Origin of the sequence: Providencia sp. PROV129 (genome assembly GCF_028482245.1) — a bacterium.
In the GTDB taxonomy this organism is placed as follows: Bacteria; Pseudomonadota; Gammaproteobacteria; order Enterobacterales; family Enterobacteriaceae; genus Providencia; species Providencia vermicola.
The window spans coordinates 1-17,185 of record NZ_JAMPQD010000001.1; the positions used below are offsets into that span (position 1 = coordinate 1).

Sequence of the window (17,185 nt, forward strand, 5' to 3'; positions counted from 1 at the left end):
AAAATACTGACCTAATCAAAAACACCGCATTCCCTTGCTGTGCCTTATTTAAAAATGACTACTTTTCTGGTAACAATCCGTTGTCCAATAAAAAACCAATCACTAACTCTTGCATTTTTTCAGCCATATCACGCATATCGTCATAACTCTGTAATTTCGCGAGACTTACACTAACTTCAGCAAAACAGCGTATTAAACACTGTAATGATAACGCCGCTTTCTCTGCTGTACCGCAATTAAAAATGATTTCTAGCGCTTGAATATATTTTAATGGCATCCATTCATGGTACTTACGGCCCTTATACCAAACATGCTCACCTTGGATAGAAACCAGATGCTCAATCAGCGTCAGAAAATACTGCTTCATATCTGCGCTTCGTGACCACGCCACCCATAACTCATCACGTGTTAATGCAATCGCCACTTGGTGGGCTTCATGCCAAAAATCGGTAACAATCTCAGCAAATTCACAGGCGCTCAAGGGGACGGGTATTAAAGAGGTTGGATTGGCATTTTCAGGTAGACTATCAGTGATCCCCGTTTTATCTAATAAAACAGCAAAGCCCCGTGAAAATGTGGCATCTAACCCCTCACGCTTCATTTTTTCTAGGCGTTCAGGCTCAGCGAAAGTAAAATCCACTTTTCGGCCTTCTTCATAGATGACTAAGCAGGTTGGCCAATCAGGGGCATCATCTTCCAAGTTAAGTAAATGAAGTGCAGCGAGTGGTTTGCCAAAGTTATCAATCCAATGCTTTTGTTGAAAGAGTTCTGTCACGCCATGGCCGATTAATTCGATATCAATATCGGAATAACTGTCGATATCTTGTTCCCGACCTCGCGAACCTGTTAATACCACGGCTTCAATTCTCGGGTCGAGTAGTGAAATAGAAATTATTTTATTTATTAACGATGCAGGTGATTCCATAACTGGCCTATTCAATATAACAGGATGCGCTAAGATACCGATAAAGGGACAGAAAAGCGAAGGATCAAATGTAAAATGCATGAAAATTGCACTTAAATGACAAAATTTCTTTACAAGTGAGTGAAAAGCGTCGGAACTTAGTGATGTTAGCAACTAATAGTACATTATGTTAAAAGTCGGTAACCAAGGAAAAATAGAACAGTGATGGAAAGTTTAATATAATTTCCATTTTTATGAATGCATCTTGAGTTATTATGCTTATATTTTAAAATTATTATTTTTTCTTTTTTATATTAAAATAAAATTTGTATTTTATTTCTTATGAAATTATTATTCATTTTTTTTAAAGGGAGTTAAAATGGAAGGGAATAAATTGGAAGGGAATAAATATTTTTTAGATTTAAAGAAAAATTATCAGTATATAAATGAAAAAATCAGAAAGCTTCATTTAGGACTGAATTCATTAACTGAAAAAATAGTAATAATTGAATCTAAGCATCAAAATATATTTGATAACAATAGTTATCAAAACAAAATACAACTAACCTATGTGGAATATATTCAATCTAAAAACTATATAGAAAAAATTAAAGATTATATTCATACCGTTAAGGGGGCGCTAGATAAATACCAGAAACTACAAGATGAACTGAGGTTTTACATTGAAAACCCATCAGAGATAAAAAATATTACACCCAATATCGCAGAGGATTATACTGATGTAGCAAATAGTATACGTAATTATCCATTCATTGGTTCTCAATTTAATAGGCTGTTATTCAAATTTGATTATAATATTAGCCAGTTAGTTATAGATGCTAAAGAATATACACTAACTTTTCACTCTTCTGTCGCTGATTTAAGGTATGCAGCACATGATGTATCTTATGCAATAGATTATTTACAACATGATGATGCATTAGACGTGGGCGATGATATTAATAATCCTGAAAATGATAACGTTGACACTGTTACAGATAATAAACAAAAAGCTGATATATTGAGTGATAAGTTAATGCAAAATGATATGAATAAAAAAGAAGGAGTCAGTAATCAAGATAATATAAAACCGGAACGGCGTAGTGATGATGGTCATTTAGCAGAGAGTATGGTAGGTTTTTTACGTGGGCAGCCCTCGTCCTTTCAGGCAGTAAGCTATTTTGATGTTATAACATCAATTTTACCGCCGATGCCAATATATTAATATTCTATCTGCCTATACTAGAAGTAGGCAGATAGCCATTGTTTATTCGATGCACCTACAACGTTAACTTGTTCTATTTTGTATGTACAGATGCTCCGTTCATTAAACAGCTAGCTATCAATCAAAGAGTGGTCATCTTTCGTTTTTATGTATAAAAATCCGTTAAGAAAAATGGATAACGGTGAAAAATGATGCTCAATAAGTAAAATGAGTGGAGACATCTTGAACGAAGTGGAGTATCTTGTTTAGTATATAAAACAAAATTGCTTTATTTTTCGGTTTTAAACTTAATTAAAGTCATAAAATCGATTTATGCTAAACAGGGGCAAGAAATGAGCGTTTTTATCGATTTTGAACAGTCAGTTTACCCATTCCCACCGAAACCTGCGATATTAAGCTCGGATGAAAAAGCGTTTTATCGTGAGCAGATTAAATCATTACTGATTGAAAAAAATGCCGTTATCGTTGCACACTACTATACCAATCCTGAAATTCAAGCACTAGCAGAAGAGACTGGTGGGTGCGTCGCAGACTCGTTAGAAATGGCACGTTTCGGCGCTAAACATTCTGCATCAACATTGGTGGTTGCTGGCGTAAAATTTATGGGTGAAACCGCCAAAATACTCAGCCCAGAAAAAAACGTTTTGATGCCAACATTGGACGCTCAATGCTCCCTTGATCTTGGTTGTCCAGAAGACGAATTTATTCGCTTTTGTGATGCTCATCCAGATAGAACAGTGGTGGTGTACGCCAATACGTCAGCTGCGGTAAAAGCCCGTGCAGATTGGGTTGTGACCTCCAGTATTGCCGTTGAGTTAATAGAACACCTTGATAGCTTAGGTGAAAAAATTATTTGGGCACCCGATCGCCATCTTGGGCGCTATGTACAGCAGCAAACTGGCGCAGATATTCTGTGCTGGGAAGGCGCATGTATTGTACATGATGAATTTAAAACACAGTCCTTGGAAAAAATGAAGGCGCTTTATCCTGAAGCTGCCGTGTTGGTTCATCCTGAATCACCTCAAGCCATTGTTGATCTTGCCGATGCAGTAGGCTCCACAAGTCAATTAATTAAAGCTGCACAAGATTTACCTAATCCATCCATGATTGTGGCAACGGATAAAGGGATTTTTTATAAAATGCAGCAGGCTTGCCCTGAAAAAGCCCTATATATTGCGCCAACCGCAGGAGAGGGGGCAACATGTCGAACATGTGCTCATTGTCCTTGGATGGCGATGAATGGCTTAAAAGCGATTGCAGAGGCATTAGAAGGGAATTCACAGAGTCATCAAATACATGTTAGTGATGATTTACGTAAAAAAGCGTTATTACCGCTGAATAAAATGTTAAATTTTGCACAGAGTCTAAAATAACCCGCATAATTTAAATGCAATACTGAGCAATATAATATTGACTAACCTTTAAAAGGATTTCGGGATGGATTTTTTTAGTACAGCCAATACGTTAGTACAAATTCCTCTATGGGGTTCCGTGTATGATTTATCGTATATTGAAGCCGTCGGGACAATAGCAGGCTTGCTTTGCATCTTATTGGCAAGTTTAGAGAAAACGATTAATTATCTGTTTGGTTTAATTAACGTTTCTCTATTTGCTGTCATTTTCTTTCAGATTCAATTGTATGCGAATTTACTTTTACAGATATTTTTCTTTGTCGCTAATATTTATGGTTGGTATGCATGGAGCCGTGTGAATAGCTCTCAACAAGCGGAATTAAAGATCCGCTGGTTAAGCCTACCAAAAGCCTCTGTCACCCTAGTGCTTTCGGTATTAGCAATTCTCTATCTGACTTTTAATATTGATGTGGTATTTGGTGTGCTTGCGACTTGGGCGGTTGAGATCTTGAATATGCTTGGTGCCAATTTGGCGATGCCAACCATAGAGCCTGATGCATTTCCGTTCTGGGATTCGACAATGACCATTCTTTCTGTGGTGGCGATGATCTTAATGACGCGTAAGTACGTTGAAAACTGGTTATTATGGGTGATCATTAATGTGATAAGCATTGTGATTTTCTTTATCCAAGGGGTATACGCGATGTCGTTGGAATACCTTATTTTGCTGGGTATAGCCTTAAATGGCTCCCGACTTTGGATAAAATCAGCAAAAGATAATGGTTCATCGCCTTTATCTCGTCCATAACCTGAAAAAAAACAGAAAACGGCTAAAGTAATATCCTCGTTATTTAGCCGTTTTACTTATTTTTAACGCTGTAAAATGCGAATTGATCCTACTTATTGTGCTAAATATTCATATTTCTCCTCATTTTATAATCAGCCGTAGATAAATCCCTTGTTTCTGTGTGCGCTAAGCTGTTTACAGATGTTCGCTGAACGGTTAGATTAAAAATTCGATGCCGATTATCTTTTAAGTTATCAATTCATCTTTTAAGTGCAGTGAGCGAGCTCATAGGTCTATTTTGTGCTCTAGCTTGGGATAAATTAGGTATGCAAATCAACAACAGTAAAAAATAATAAACATTGGATATACAGGTATGAACTATCAGAACGATGACGTCAGAATTAAACAAATAAAAGAATTATTACCCCCTATTGCTCTGCTTGAAAAATTTCCAGCAACCGATAAAGCTGCGTTTACCGTTCATGAAGCACGCCTTGCTATTCATAATATCCTAGAAGGGGATGATGACCGCTTAGTTGTTATTATTGGCCCTTGCTCAATTCATGACACAAAAGCTGCACTAGAATATGCTGAGCGCTTAAAAAAACTACGTGATGAGTTAAAAGACTCCTTAGAAATCGTTATGCGTGTTTATTTTGAAAAACCGCGTACCACAGTTGGTTGGAAAGGGCTAATCAATGATCCACATATGGATCGTAGTTTTGATATTAATGAAGGCTTGCGCATCGCACGTGAGTTATTATTAACAATTAATAGTCAAGGCTTGCCGACGGCGGGAGAATTTTTAGATATGATAACTCCGCAGTACGTGGCAGATTTGATGAGTTGGGGGGCAATCGGAGCAAGAACAACAGAATCACAAGTTCATCGTGAGCTTGCTTCTGGATTATCCTGTCCTGTGGGCTTCAAAAATGGAACTGACGGCACGATTAAAATTGCGATTGACGCCATCAACTCAGCACGTTCAGCACATAGTTTTTTGTCCGTCACTAAATGGGGACATTCGGCTATTGTTAATACCAGCGGGAATCCAGATTGCCATATCATTTTACGTGGTGGAAAAGAACCAAACTATAGTGCGGAGCATGTCAAAGCGGTTAAAGAAAGTTTAGTTAAGGCTGAACTTGCTCCAAACATTATGATTGACTTTAGTCACGCCAATAGCTGCAAGAAATTTGAAAAGCAGATGGAAGTTGCTCTTGATGTTTGTGAACAGATTCGTGGCGGCACGTACACAATCAGCGGTGTCATGATTGAAAGTAATTTAGTTGAAGGTAATCAAGATTTAGAATCTGGCCAGCCTTTAGTTTACGGACAAAGTGTGACAGATGCGTGTATTGGTTGGGATGATACAGAAAAAGTATTACGCCAGTTATCAGAAGCTGTGATAGCGCGTCGAAATAAATAAGTTATTCAATAAGATTAAATAAAAAACCTATTCATATTATTAGAATAGGTTTTTTATTATTTATTCATAAAACCTCTTAGTTTACTTAATTATCATTATCATCATTTTTTTGTTTTTATATTATACTAAAACTAAATTTGTCATTCTTAGTTTTATGGCGTACTTTTAATTTTCCGCTAGATGGCTTTTAAAATGTAAATTTAAAAGGAATTTAAAATGAGATATAATGAATATAGTTATGCTAATTATAAAATAAATACAATGAGAATAGCGAACGATTTGCATGCAGAAGTGGTTGGGCTAATTGATGAGTATAATAAATATAAAAAAGAAATAACTTTAAATAGTAGTAAGCTTCGAGATTTGGTGATTGAAAAACCTGATATTTATGATGATATTAAGCATGAAAATATTATCCTTATGTTAATGTATCAATATGAATTGAATTCTTTTATACCAACGTTGCAAGAACAAATTGAAGAGTTAGATATGTTATTAGTTAAAATTGAAGCATATCAGAAATCACCTAACGATATTAAAGTATTTGAAAAATTTATCTCAGATAAAAAAGATATATTAAAAAATACGCTAAAATTAGCACCGCAAATTAGTCTGGATGATATTGCTAATCTTAATGGAGGAAAAAATGAGTTTCAGTCAATATTTCAAGATTTCAATGAGAGTAGCTATGAATTAAATAATAAAATAAATCAAACGAAAAACTCCATTGATAGCTTATATTATAAAAATTGCTTTTATGAAAACAATAAAAGCTATGGTGGTTATAATTATATTCGAGAGTTTAAAGGAAATGAGGAGTATATAAAATATCTTGAGGGTGAAGTTGTTAATCTTAATAATAATTTGGAAAATAAAGAACTAGATGAAGATAAAATTAGTGAGATAAAGGCTGAGATTGAAGACTATAAAGAATACAGTAAGATATTATTAGAAAAAAATAGCGAACTTAAAGTTTATTTTGAACAAGCAGGCATTAGCTTACAAGATAAAAATGTAAATATTTTAAATGTATTTGAACTTACAACAAATGATGTTACAGAACAATTAACGCTCTCTCTTGCAGGGTTTAAGGTTCTAGATGCTCATGCTATTAATGATGCTGCAATAAAAGTAGAGCCCATTAAACCATTTATACCAATGGTGCCACAAGTAAATTAAGTGAATCATGGTCAGCTTGTTAGCTGACCATGATTTTTTGTTTTTTATTGATTTTTTGGGATCTTTTCGAGAAATGCTTTTAAATTAGCTTGTTCTTCAGGTGTTGCATTTGCTGGTGTCGCAGTTAATTGCAATGGCCCCTCTGAGGTTTGAATATCAAAGAACACTTTCCCTTTCTCACCTTTCACATAAGTAACGTTTTTTAGTGGAATGCGATAACAATGCGCAAAAATATTTGGGCGAATATAAAACTGCGCGTCTTTAACAGCTAAATAGAGGTTATCACTTGCTTTTTTACCAAAGTAACCAAGAAAAATGGTCAGAACAAATAAAAACATCCCCAAACTTTGGCTCAATAAAATAAAGGCAATGCTGATGATCCCAAGGGAAATCACAACAATGCGGTTATTACGTTTATTAAATTCAACCTTCTCAGTAAAGCCGACATTAAGGCTGGTATCAAATGGCTCTAATTGACGATAACGCCAGCGTGTGGCAGAAAAAATCATTCCCATGGCAAAAACAATGGTGATTGGCATTAAGGCTACACTACTAATGATAGCGAGAACGATTGATAATTTGGGCTTATAGGCCATCACCATCATGCTAACAATTTGGATTGGAAAGCTGACGCAAGCAATGATCATTAAGGTTTTCATCAGTTCATGATTGGCGGCACCATTTGAACCATCAATAACCAGTTCACCTGCATTGATCATATACAGAAGTGAACCTAAAATACTGGCGCTGAGCACCAGGCCAACCCAAACATAGATATTAAATTTATTCATTTCGTTGTTTTATCAACCTTTCAAAAAATTTTCCCTATGATAGTCGGTTATTTGAATTTCTGACACCTTGAGTTGGTAATTTTTGTAGGAAGGAGAACAAAGGATAATAAAAAAGGGCTAAGCTTGCGCTTAACCCTTTCTCGGTAATATAAAGTGAATACTTACTTCGCTTTACCTTGGTTCGCTACCGCAGCTTGTTTTGCTGCGATTTCGTCTTGGTTACCTAAGTAGTAACGTTTGATTGGTTTCATGTTTTCATCGAACTCATAAACCATAGGTACCGCAGTTGGGATGTTAAGGTTCAGAATTTCATCTTCACCCATGTTATCCAAGTATTTCACCAGTGCACGCAGTGAGTTACCGTGTGCAGCAATAATGACTTTCTCACCGCTTGCAACGCGTGGCTTAATTACTTCTTCCCAATAAGGAACAACACGGTCGATAGTGGTTGCTAAGCTTTCAGTCACAGGTAATTCGCTTTCTGATAGTTTTGCATAACGTGGGTCGTGACCTGGGTAACGCTCATCATCTTTAGTCAGATCTGGTGGAGTGATGGCGAAGCCACGGCGCCACAGTTTAACTTGCTCGTCACCGTATTTTGCCGCTGTTTCTGATTTGTCTAAACCTTGCAGGGCACCGTAGTGGCGCTCATTCAGTTTCCAGCTTTTTTCAACTGGCAGCCATTGTTGCTCAACTTGATCAAGAATGTTCCACAGAGTATGGATAGCGCGTTTCAGCACAGAAGTGTAAGCAAAATCAAAGACAAAGCCTTCATCTTTCAATAATTGGCCCGCAACTTTTGCTTCTTCGCGGCCTTTATCAGATAACTCAACATCCGTCCAACCTGTGAAGCGGTTTTCTTTGTTCCACTCACTTTCACCGTGTCTTACTAAAACCAGTTTAGTTACAGCCATAGCTAAAACTCCTATCAGTACATTCTAATTAGAAATGAATTGTTGCTGACCTACATTATAGGGATAGTCAACTTGAACGCCAGTAGCAACTTGTTTTTTATCCCTATCAATGTGAAAAACAAATACGACACCAATAGTGATATTTGTTTTCTTGGTTAATTAATTTGTCGATACAGTAAATTTAACTCTAATTGAATCGATACAGCAAGCGATAAAATCACTGTTTACATATTCTTATGATGGATATCAAGCAAAGCATCTTGCGACTTTATGAAAAGCTATCAGCAACTTGGTTTATTTGCCAAATTACTGACACTTTTTAGCTGCGGATAACCTCTTCAATATCGTAGCGATATTTCCCACTCTCAGGAACGAAGGTTAACCGATGAGTTATACAGTCTGGCGCATCTTCCTGATGGTGGGTAACAAATAGCAATTGGGTATTACCTTGCTTGAGCATCACATCAATAAAGCGCAAAACGAGTAATCTATTCAGTCCATCAAGCCCTTGCAATGGTTCATCTAGAATGAGCATCGCTGGATGTTTGACAAGTGCTCGCGCGATTAAAACTAACCGTTGTTGGCCCCATGAAAGGCTATGGAAAGGTTGTTGCGCGGTTTGAGACGGAAACCCTAACAACGCTAACCATTCATACGCTAATTGTATCTGGCGATCCGATGGTGTTTGGTATAAACCGATGGAATCATGGAAACCAGAAATAATCACATTGAGCACACTAGTCGCGACGCGATACTCTTGGTGAATACTGTTACTCACATAACCGATGTGGCGCTTAATGTCCCAAATGGTTTCTCCGCTGCCGCGGCGGCGGCCAAATAAAGTTAAATCATTGCTATAGCCTTGTGGATGATCACCTGTGATTAAGCTTAATAAGGTGGATTTCCCCGCGCCATTTTCACCAATAATTTGCCAGTGTTCACCAGGGTTAACATGCCAAGTTAATCCATGCAAAATGGGCTTGTCGTTATAACTGATGACACCATTATTTAAAATGATACGAGGGGTTGTATCATCCAGCTTTTCGTCGTTGGTTGGGTCTTCTGTATCTGGAATGGACAGCTGCTTAATTTTTTCACTGTGCTGTAACTGGCTGATTAGGGTGTTAGCAAGTACTGACTCTCTATCACCAGACATCGTTAATTTACAACCCGCTACTACGCCCATATTTTCAATATAATCTGGAAGTTCATCAAAGCGGTTTAATACTAAAACTAACGTTAAACCTTTTTCAGACAAACTGTAGAGTAGTTCGCTCAAGTTGCTACGCGAATAGACGTCTAAACCATCAAAGGGCTCATCTAAAATCAGTAGGTCAGGATTACCCATTAATGTCTGGCATAACAGAACTTTACGTGTTTCCCCTGTAGAAAGATATTTAAAACGACGAGAAAGTAAGTCACGGATGCCGAATCGTGCGGCGAGTTCTAAGCAATATTCATTGTCTTTATGGTTAAATTGAATGATTTCAGCAGCGGTATAACCAGTATCTTCCTCGTCATCACTGAGCAGGTCGGTATTATTACGTTGCCACTCTTCACTAATGATTTTTTGTAGCTGTTCAAACGAAAGGCGGACAGGAGCGTTAAAGGTATTTTTGACAACACCAGAAAGTGGTTTGAGCTCGTTGGAAAGAACGCGAGCCAGTGATGATTTACCACTGCCGTTAGAACCAATAAATGCCCAGCTTTCACCTTTGTTAATATTGAGTTGTGGAATATCAAGCGTTTGTGTTTCACTGAGCTTAAAGCTGCTATGTTGTATTGTTATTGCGCTCATCAAGCTTCCTTATCATGAATATTTACCTTGTTATCTAACAGGAATAATCAGGATTGAGGATAAAGTCAACAATTGAGCGAGGAGGGCGAGAGAAAAAGGTGAATGCTTACTTACTTTTTCAAGCAAGTAAGCCGATTTATTTAGCAAAGGGTAGCGACAATCACTTGGTCTGCATTGAAAAGTGCAGTGATCGTATCGTTAACTTGCAAAGATAGAGCATCAACATCACTATTTGGCAGGGTTGAACAGAGTGTTTCACCGCCTGTTAGTGTGACGATCACTTCGCTATTATCTTTACCACGTTCTAGTGCAGTGATTTTGCCTTCAAGACGGTTATCGAACTCGGTTTGGTTTGGTTGTTTGCTGAGCTTAACCCAAGGCGCTTTAATTAATGCGAGCACTTCTTTGCCTTCGACTAACCCTAAACGGTTAGCACTTTGCTCAGTCAGTGCGGCATTGATCACTGTACTGTTATCCGCTAAACGGATTTGAACGTGTTGTTGGACATGTGTATGGTCGCGAGCAATCAATGTACCGAAAAACTGGTTACGGGCACTGGTTTGCAGTGAAAAGCGCGAAATTGCCGCAAGTAGGCTATCAAGGGGTAAATTATCTTCCTTGAGAACATCAAAGGCTTTCTGTTGAATTTGTGCTAATAAATCATATAGCTGGAGCAGTCTTTCGCCGTAATGTGTTAATGTGGTGCCACCACCGCCTTTTCCGCCAGTTGCGCGATCAACCAGAATATCATCGGTGAGTTGGTTCATCTCATTGATGGCATCCCAAGCACTTTTATAACTAATACCTGCAAGTTTAGCGCCTTGGCTGATAGAACCGGTCGCTTTAATTTGTTTGAGTAGTGCGATACGGCGTGGATCAGCAAATAAGCTGCCCTGCAACTTAAGTGTGAGTAAGATTTCTGCCTGCATATTTTTCTCCCTTCCAGCTAGGTTGGTGGTGACAGAGTTAAAAAGCACGTTTAGTATGTCGTTAGTATAATATTTTGTCTAAAATAGTCTGCATTATAACGTGATTATGCGTTATTATTTTGATTTGATTTATAATCATTGTATTTATAATAGATGTATTGAGAGTCGAATTTTCCCTCGTCAGCGTATCTTGTAGGCTGGTGGGTACAGTATCACTGAAGAGGCTTTTTTATGTTAGAACTCATTAAAAGTTTAGGTTTTGCTCTGATGATGGTTCCAGTTGTGATGTTTTTAATCATGGGCTTGATTTATGGCTTAGGCGCATTCTTTAACTTACTGTCTAAAGCGCACGTACCACATCATCATAATACTGAGAACAAGTAACGCGTAGCGAGTACAGTTCGAATTGCTCATAGACCCCTTGATTGTCAATGTAATCAGGGGGTTTTATTTTGAAAGCGTAATGACGGCTATTTTTGATAAGCATCATCATAGTAGTCTGAAAACAGTTGTCGACAGCTCTGGGTATTAAACTGTTCTTGTTCTTCTGTTGTTTTTTTAGCAAAATTTTAGTGAAACCTTTCGAGCGCTTTAATAGGGCTTTGTTGATGGTTTTCAGTGAGTTGTTTGATTGCCTCAAGGACAAATAATCCGCAGCCCATTGGGCACATTTTGCTGAATATTCCCTTCAATGTAAGCGATGTCTTTTTCAGCGATATCGATTTTTTCTGTCGCCAAGCACTATTTCCCTTCGAATATCATCACTAAGCTTATTGTATGAATTAAAGACGGCGCATTTTATTGGGTTGTTTGGTGGAATATGTTGTGAAGTTGTAGGGTAAAGTGCAAATAAAATCCAATGATTGTTATCCACATTTCGAGGTCAATACCTTCTTTGCCTTCGATTTTTCCACTGAAGATATCACACAAAATATTTTCTGATTTATGGCCTAGCTCATCACGGCGTAACGCTAAATTATTCAATAAATCAATATCATCAAGATTACCTTGGCTGGCGGATTGAGTGAGTTCCATTAACCCTTGATGATCTATTTTTCCAATTAATAAATTGTGTAATTGTTCGGAGGAAATATGCTTTGAAGCAGATTGAGTTATCAGCACTATCGTTTCTTCTCTTAGCTTGGGATCACGATGAATCACAAATTCACCGTAAAAATTAAAATTTGAATTAAAAGTGCCGATAAAATATCAAGTGGAATATGCTTACTTCTATATAAAAACGGTGGAGTGGCCAGCGTGAAGAACTAACCTTTTTTTTAACATGTGACGGTAAGGTGCAGCAAAATTGCATCATTTCTTGAGCCAGCACACTTTTATACGTAGTTTAACTTTAAGTTATCGCTGTGTCCTGATATATATAGCGTGTTAACTAATACTATGGTGGATTAAAATGAAAAAAGGTTTGGTATCTCTTCTTGCTAGTGCAACATTAACGTTAACAATGGCAAGCAACAGCTTTGCCGCTGATAAAATTACCGTTTTCGCTGCTGCTTCTTTAACTAACGCGCTGAATGAAATTTCAGAACAATACAAAAAAGAATCCAATGTAGAAGTGGTGGCATCTTATGCATCGTCTTCCACATTAGCCCGTCAAATTGAACAAGGCGCACCTGCTAATCTGTTTATTTCTGCTGACCAACAGTGGATGGATTACGCTATCGATAAAAAATTAATGGTCGAAAATACACGCTACACCTTATTAGGTAATGAGCTAGTATTAATCGCACCAAAAGATTCAAAAATAGATAAAGTCGAAATTAACAAACAAACAGATTGGAAAAAACTGTTAGATGGTGGCAGATTAGCAGTTGGTGACCCTGACCACGTGCCAGTCGGTATCTATGCGAAAGAAGCATTAGGTAACTTAGGGGCATGGGAAACCGTTGATCCATTATTAGCACGTACCAATAACGTGCGTAGTGGTATGGCACTGGTTGAACGCCAAGAAGCACCTTTAGGTATTGTGTACGGCTCTGATGCTGTCGCCAGCCAAAAAGTAAAAGTGGTGGGTATTTTCCCTGCAGATTCACATAAACCTGTTGAATACCCAATGGCTATCGTTAAAGATCAAGACAATAAAGCGACTCGTGACTACTACGAATACCTGAAAACCCCAGCGGCTTCTGAAGTGTTCAAACGTTACGGTTTTGATCCACGTACTAAATAAAAACTAAGAGAGTGTTTCGTTGCAGATGTTAAGTCCTTATGAATGGGAAGCAATTTACCTGAGCCTCAAAGTATCCAGTGTCGCTGTGATCCTCAGCTTACCCCTCGGTATTTTAACGGCTTGGGTATTGGTTCGCTGTAATTTCCCAGGTAAAACACTGCTCGATAGTATTATCCATCTACCACTGGTGCTGCCACCCGTGGTAGTGGGCTATTTATTATTGATCAGCATGGGAAAACGCGGTTTTATTGGTGAATGGCTGTATAACTGGTTTGGTTTTAGCTTCACGTTTAGTTGGCGAGGTGCAGCACTTGCATCTGCGGTGGTGGCTTTCCCCTTAATGGTGCGGGCTATTCGCTTGGCTCTCGAAGCGGTAGACCGTAAACTCGAACAGGCCGCGAGAACACTAGGGGCAACGCCTTTACGTGTCTTTTTTACGATCACGATCCCTCTTTCTTTACCGGGTATTATCGTGGGTACTGTGCTGGCTTTCGCTCGTTCTCTGGGTGAATTTGGTGCCACTATTACTTTCGTGTCTAATATACCAGGTGAAACCCAAACGATTCCCCTTGCTATGTATACCCTGATTGAAACACCTGGTGCGGAAGTTGATGCTGCCCGTTTGTGTATTATTGCCATCGTTTTAGCTTTGATTTCATTATTAATTTCAGAATGGCTAACCCGTTGGGGTAAAAAACGTTTGGGGGTAGCGTAAGATGTTAGAACTCGACTTTTTCCAAAAGTTAGGGGATTTGCAATTAGAAGTGAATACCCAGCTACCCACTGAAAGTATTACTGCCGTTTTTGGATTATCGGGGGCAGGCAAGACCTCTTTAATTAACGTGATTGGTGGGCTAACGAAGCCCAACAAAGGGCGCATAGTGTTAAATGGCCGCACCTTAGTGGATATCGAAAAGAAAATTTGTTTGCCGCCTGAACAACGCCATATTGGCTATGTGTTCCAAGATGCTCGGTTATTTCCGCATTATCGTGTCAAAAATAATTTGCGTTATGGCATGGCCTCAACAATGAAATCACGTTTTGATGACATTGTTGAGTTATTGGGTATTGAACAACTCCTTAATCGCTATCCGATAACGTTGTCGGGTGGGGAAAAACAGCGTGTTGCTATTGGTCGTGCATTGTTAACGGCCCCTGAAATTTTATTGATGGACGAGCCGCTGGCTTCTTTAGACTTACCGCGTAAACGTGAGTTATTGCCTTATTTAGAAAAACTGTCTCAAGACGTTAAAATTCCCATTCTGTATGTAAGCCATAGTTTAGATGAAATCCTGCGCTTGGCGGATAAAGTGATTGTGATGGCAGACGGGAAAGTTAAAGCGTTTGGGCCACTTGAAGAAGTATGGGCGAGCAGTGCGTTGCGTCCTTGGCTACAAAAAGAAACATTAAGTAGTGTCATCAGTGCGACAGTGCATAGCCAGCATCCAGATTACGATATGACAGCAGTGGTTGTCGGTGGTCAAAAGTTATGGATCCCGCGGGTTGATAGCCATCAAGGTGCAGAATTACGTATTCGTGTCGATGCTTCTGATGTTTCATTGGTGCTAGAAAAACCGTCAATTAGCAGTATTCGTAATATTCTTTCTGCAGAAGTGGTTGAATGGATTGAAGATGGCGAGCAAATTGATGTGAAACTGGATTTAGGCGATGAGCACTATTTGTGGGCTCGTATTACGCGCTGGGCTCGTGATGAGCTGTCAATTCGTAAAGGCCGCAAGGTGTATGCGCAAGTTAAGGCTGTGTCGTTGTCACGTCATTTATAATCTTAAATCATGTGGTTAACAGAAAGCCACATACAACAGTATGTGGCCAAGATGGTGGTATTTATTCGTTATCCGTGCTGACTGAAAGTGATACATTCATAATCAAAAGGAGGGCTTAAATCCAATCGCATTCGCAGACTCTTCATGATCAAACGGCATGGCTGGGTTTTTCTTTGTCATTATATTGTTAATCATACTGTTAGGGAAAACCTCTATGGCTGTATTGAAGGTTGCCACATTACTGTTGTATATACGAATTGCAGCCCCTACGTTGTCTTCTTGTTCTGAGATTTCATTCGCCAAATCACGATAAAGTTGAATTGACTTTAAATCAGGGTAATTTTCTACGGCGACATTAAAATGACTTACCGCATTTTTAAAATCGTGCTGAAAATCCTTTAATGTGTCAGGTGTTACATCATTGGCTGAACGGTTTAATTTCGCGGCTGCGGTACGCATTTGAGTTAAACTATTGAGCAATGATGATTCATATTCTTTATGGTCTTTTACCAAACCTTCAATTTTAGGAATAATTTGTGTTTTTTGACGCTCTTGAGTGATCACATCAGCCCAAGATTGGCGAAGCCGATTGTGTTTTTGAATAATACTGTTGTGGATGAGGATCGTTGCGAGTATAGCAATAGCGATGATGACTATAAAAATTAAAAATCCACTCATGGATGATTTCCTTATTTTAAAAATTATTATTAGTATATTTTATGATATTTTGATGTAGCGTCATTAGTTTCTCTAGTTTCGGTAACTTATTTTTTTCACTAATTTCATCAGAAAATTCAGAAATACTTTCCAGATTATAATAATATTTTCCACTAATAACATCGTCATCAGAGAAACTAATACACATTACACCCTGTTGGTTTATTTCAATATTGAGCTTTTTAAATGTATTTCGTGCATTCAGTAATAATTCAACGATAGTTGGTTTTAACCATTTAGATAATTCTAACTCATTCATCGCACCAAGTTTGAAATATTTAGAGAATTCGATTGATGAAGCTTTATATTTTGTTGCATGGGGTACGATACCGCTTGAGATAACTGCTATATTTTTAAAATATGAGTAGTCGGTCATGATCCCATAACGGTAATAATGGTCATAACGGGTTTTCTTCGTTGTTGTCGTGTTACCTTTGCTGTCGGTTGTCGTTTCTTCGGTCTCAACTTCATCAACAAATTCAAATTTATAAAAACTGAATGCTGGTACTGTGTCTGAAAGTGTGGGGTATTCATACATTATTTGCCGTGAATAGTTGCCTCGGTTAAATTCGACAAAATTTTCAAGGTTATTATGCGCTATACCTGAATTAAGTGGCTGAGGATGAATCCCATAATCTAACAACGCAATACCAGTGTAGATTTTGTGACTGATTTTCTTCATTCTGGATCTTCTAAATAGGCATACAGACAAGGACATCAGAGTTATGGCAGCACTGGCAACTAGGATATAGGAATGGTATTCCCCCCACGTTTTATCATAGTCGGAATAATAGGTGATATATAGCACCCAGAGAAAAACACTAAAGCTCAAAGAAGCAAGGGTATACAAAATACCATTTTTATACTTGAGTGGTTGGCCAAAGTTCTGTACTAACTTTAGTGCCTTATTGAAATCATCGTGATTTATTGCATTGTTGGCGATGTATTCAATTTCTTTAATGATTTTTCTGACAGAAGAATTATGTTTTAGCATTTTTAAATTATTATATTTATGAGTCCTAAAAGCATTATCTAAAAAAAAGAGGCATTAATATACAAATATAAAAAGATTGAAAATAATGGAGATTGAGGAATATAAGTAAAAATAATAAAGATATGGGTTAAAATACTTCTCTTTTCCCAGAGGCGATAAAGATGCAGAATAAAATAGTATTATTTATTATTTTT

Annotated in this window: 17 protein-coding genes; 9 read left to right on the forward strand and 8 right to left on the reverse strand. The window is 37.9% G+C overall.

Going from position 1 to position 17,185, the window contains the following annotated elements; genetic code table 11:
* Positions 1-58: 58 nt before the first annotated feature.
* A complete protein-coding gene (locus tag PSF27_RS00005) occupies positions 59-1,006 on the reverse strand; it encodes an aminoglycoside 6-adenylyltransferase (RefSeq protein WP_272680607.1) in 948 nt (315 codons plus the stop codon).
* 277 nt (positions 1,007-1,283) lie between these two features.
* On the opposite strand from PSF27_RS00005, the gene PSF27_RS00010 reads away from it, so the two are divergent.
* The 5 genes from PSF27_RS00010 (at position 1,284) to PSF27_RS00030 (ending at position 6,876) form a co-directional block, all read left to right on the forward strand.
* Positions 1,284-2,129, forward strand: a complete 846-nt coding sequence (locus PSF27_RS00010; protein WP_272680608.1) for a hypothetical protein — start codon at positions 1,284-1,286, stop codon at positions 2,127-2,129.
* A 332-nt stretch (positions 2,130-2,461) separates the two neighbouring features.
* The gene (nadA, locus tag PSF27_RS00015; protein WP_272680609.1) at positions 2,462-3,502 is read left to right on the forward strand and encodes a quinolinate synthase NadA; all 1,041 of its coding nucleotides are present in this window, start codon (positions 2,462-2,464) and stop codon (positions 3,500-3,502) included.
* Between the two features lie 64 nt (positions 3,503-3,566).
* Positions 3,567-4,289: a nicotinamide riboside transporter PnuC gene (gene pnuC / locus PSF27_RS00020; protein ID WP_206085314.1), complete on the forward strand. Its 723-nt coding sequence runs from the start codon at positions 3,567-3,569 to the stop codon at positions 4,287-4,289.
* Between the two features lie 352 nt (positions 4,290-4,641).
* Positions 4,642-5,697: a 3-deoxy-7-phosphoheptulonate synthase AroG gene (aroG, locus tag PSF27_RS00025; protein WP_272538835.1), complete on the forward strand. Its 1,056-nt coding sequence runs from the start codon at positions 4,642-4,644 to the stop codon at positions 5,695-5,697.
* Positions 5,698-5,913: 216 nt separating this feature from the next.
* A complete protein-coding gene (locus tag PSF27_RS00030) occupies positions 5,914-6,876 on the forward strand; it encodes a hypothetical protein (protein ID WP_272680610.1) in 963 nt (320 codons plus the stop codon).
* A gap of 44 nt (positions 6,877-6,920) precedes the next feature.
* On the opposite strand, the gene PSF27_RS00035 is transcribed toward PSF27_RS00030, so the two are convergent.
* The 4 genes from PSF27_RS00035 to modE form a co-directional block, all read right to left on the reverse strand.
* Positions 6,921-7,667, reverse strand: a complete 747-nt coding sequence (locus PSF27_RS00035) for a hypothetical protein (RefSeq protein WP_272538833.1) — start codon at positions 7,665-7,667, stop codon at positions 6,921-6,923.
* A 161-nt stretch (positions 7,668-7,828) separates the two neighbouring features.
* Positions 7,829-8,581, reverse strand: a complete 753-nt coding sequence (gpmA, locus tag PSF27_RS00040) for a 2,3-diphosphoglycerate-dependent phosphoglycerate mutase (protein WP_206085318.1) — start codon at positions 8,579-8,581, stop codon at positions 7,829-7,831.
* A gap of 319 nt (positions 8,582-8,900) precedes the next feature.
* Entirely contained in the window at positions 8,901-10,379 is a 1,479-nt protein-coding gene (modF, locus tag PSF27_RS00045) for a molybdate ABC transporter ATP-binding protein ModF (protein WP_206085319.1), read from the reverse strand.
* A gap of 140 nt (positions 10,380-10,519) precedes the next feature.
* On the reverse strand, positions 10,520-11,308 hold the full coding sequence (modE, locus tag PSF27_RS00050) for a molybdenum-dependent transcriptional regulator (protein ID WP_272573434.1): 789 nt from the start codon (positions 11,306-11,308) through the stop codon (positions 10,520-10,522).
* A 231-nt stretch (positions 11,309-11,539) separates the two neighbouring features.
* Between modE and PSF27_RS00055 the strand changes: the two genes are divergently transcribed.
* Positions 11,540-11,692, forward strand: coding sequence for an AcrZ family multidrug efflux pump-associated protein (locus PSF27_RS00055; protein WP_004256731.1), 153 nt, complete (start codon positions 11,540-11,542; stop codon positions 11,690-11,692).
* Between the two features lie 414 nt (positions 11,693-12,106).
* On the opposite strand, the gene PSF27_RS00060 is transcribed toward PSF27_RS00055, so the two are convergent.
* A complete protein-coding gene (locus PSF27_RS00060) occupies positions 12,107-12,469 on the reverse strand; it encodes a hypothetical protein (RefSeq protein WP_272680611.1) in 363 nt (120 codons plus the stop codon).
* Positions 12,470-12,713: 244 nt separating this feature from the next.
* On the opposite strand from PSF27_RS00060, the gene modA reads away from it, so the two are divergent.
* The 3 genes from modA to modC are packed head-to-tail and all read left to right on the forward strand — an operon-like array spanning position 12,714 to position 15,280.
* A complete protein-coding gene (modA, locus tag PSF27_RS00065; protein WP_272538842.1) occupies positions 12,714-13,496 on the forward strand; it encodes a molybdate ABC transporter substrate-binding protein in 783 nt (260 codons plus the stop codon).
* A gap of 25 nt (positions 13,497-13,521) precedes the next feature.
* On the forward strand, positions 13,522-14,211 hold the full coding sequence (gene modB / locus PSF27_RS00070) for a molybdate ABC transporter permease subunit (protein ID WP_206085323.1): 690 nt from the start codon (positions 13,522-13,524) through the stop codon (positions 14,209-14,211).
* Position 14,212: 1 nt separating this feature from the next.
* The gene (modC, locus tag PSF27_RS00075; RefSeq protein WP_206085324.1) at positions 14,213-15,280 is read left to right on the forward strand and encodes a molybdenum ABC transporter ATP-binding protein ModC; all 1,068 of its coding nucleotides are present in this window, start codon (positions 14,213-14,215) and stop codon (positions 15,278-15,280) included.
* Between the two features lie 102 nt (positions 15,281-15,382).
* Here the strand turns inward: modC and PSF27_RS00080 are convergent, their stop codons facing one another.
* Both PSF27_RS00080 and PSF27_RS00085 read right to left on the reverse strand, forming a co-directional pair.
* Positions 15,383-15,958 (reverse strand): LemA family protein, encoded by a 576-nt coding sequence (locus PSF27_RS00080; protein ID WP_206085325.1) that lies wholly within the window; start codon positions 15,956-15,958, stop codon positions 15,383-15,385.
* A 16-nt stretch (positions 15,959-15,974) separates the two neighbouring features.
* Positions 15,975-16,991, reverse strand: coding sequence for a hypothetical protein (locus PSF27_RS00085; RefSeq protein ID WP_272680612.1), 1,017 nt, complete (start codon positions 16,989-16,991; stop codon positions 15,975-15,977).
* Positions 16,992-17,185: the final 194 nt, after the last annotated feature.

What these genes read in the sequence shown, in the direction of transcription:
- PSF27_RS00005 (WP_272680607.1), bottom strand. Translation starts at nt 1,006, where the DNA reads ATGCATTTTACATTTGATCCTTCGCTTTTCTGTCCCTTTATCGGTATC.
- PSF27_RS00010 (WP_272680608.1), top strand. Translation starts at nt 1,284, where the DNA reads ATGGAAGGGAATAAATTGGAAGGGAATAAATATTTTTTAGATTTAAAG.
- nadA (WP_272680609.1), top strand. Translation starts at nt 2,462, where the DNA reads ATGAGCGTTTTTATCGATTTTGAACAGTCAGTTTACCCATTCCCACCG.
- pnuC (WP_206085314.1), top strand. Translation starts at nt 3,567, where the DNA reads ATGGATTTTTTTAGTACAGCCAATACGTTAGTACAAATTCCTCTATGG.
- aroG (WP_272538835.1), top strand. Translation starts at nt 4,642, where the DNA reads ATGAACTATCAGAACGATGACGTCAGAATTAAACAAATAAAAGAATTA.
- PSF27_RS00030 (WP_272680610.1), top strand. Translation starts at nt 5,914, where the DNA reads ATGAGATATAATGAATATAGTTATGCTAATTATAAAATAAATACAATG.
- PSF27_RS00035 (WP_272538833.1), bottom strand. Translation starts at nt 7,667, where the DNA reads ATGAATAAATTTAATATCTATGTTTGGGTTGGCCTGGTGCTCAGCGCC.
- gpmA (WP_206085318.1), bottom strand. Translation starts at nt 8,581, where the DNA reads ATGGCTGTAACTAAACTGGTTTTAGTAAGACACGGTGAAAGTGAGTGG.
- modF (WP_206085319.1), bottom strand. Translation starts at nt 10,379, where the DNA reads ATGAGCGCAATAACAATACAACATAGCAGCTTTAAGCTCAGTGAAACA.
- modE (WP_272573434.1), bottom strand. Translation starts at nt 11,308, where the DNA reads ATGCAGGCAGAAATCTTACTCACACTTAAGTTGCAGGGCAGCTTATTT.
- PSF27_RS00055 (WP_004256731.1), top strand. Translation starts at nt 11,540, where the DNA reads ATGTTAGAACTCATTAAAAGTTTAGGTTTTGCTCTGATGATGGTTCCA.
- modB (WP_206085323.1), top strand. Translation starts at nt 13,522, where the DNA reads ATGTTAAGTCCTTATGAATGGGAAGCAATTTACCTGAGCCTCAAAGTA.
- modC (WP_206085324.1), top strand. Translation starts at nt 14,213, where the DNA reads ATGTTAGAACTCGACTTTTTCCAAAAGTTAGGGGATTTGCAATTAGAA.
- PSF27_RS00080 (WP_206085325.1), bottom strand. Translation starts at nt 15,958, where the DNA reads ATGAGTGGATTTTTAATTTTTATAGTCATCATCGCTATTGCTATACTC.
- PSF27_RS00085 (WP_272680612.1), bottom strand. Translation starts at nt 16,991, where the DNA reads ATGCTAAAACATAATTCTTCTGTCAGAAAAATCATTAAAGAAATTGAA.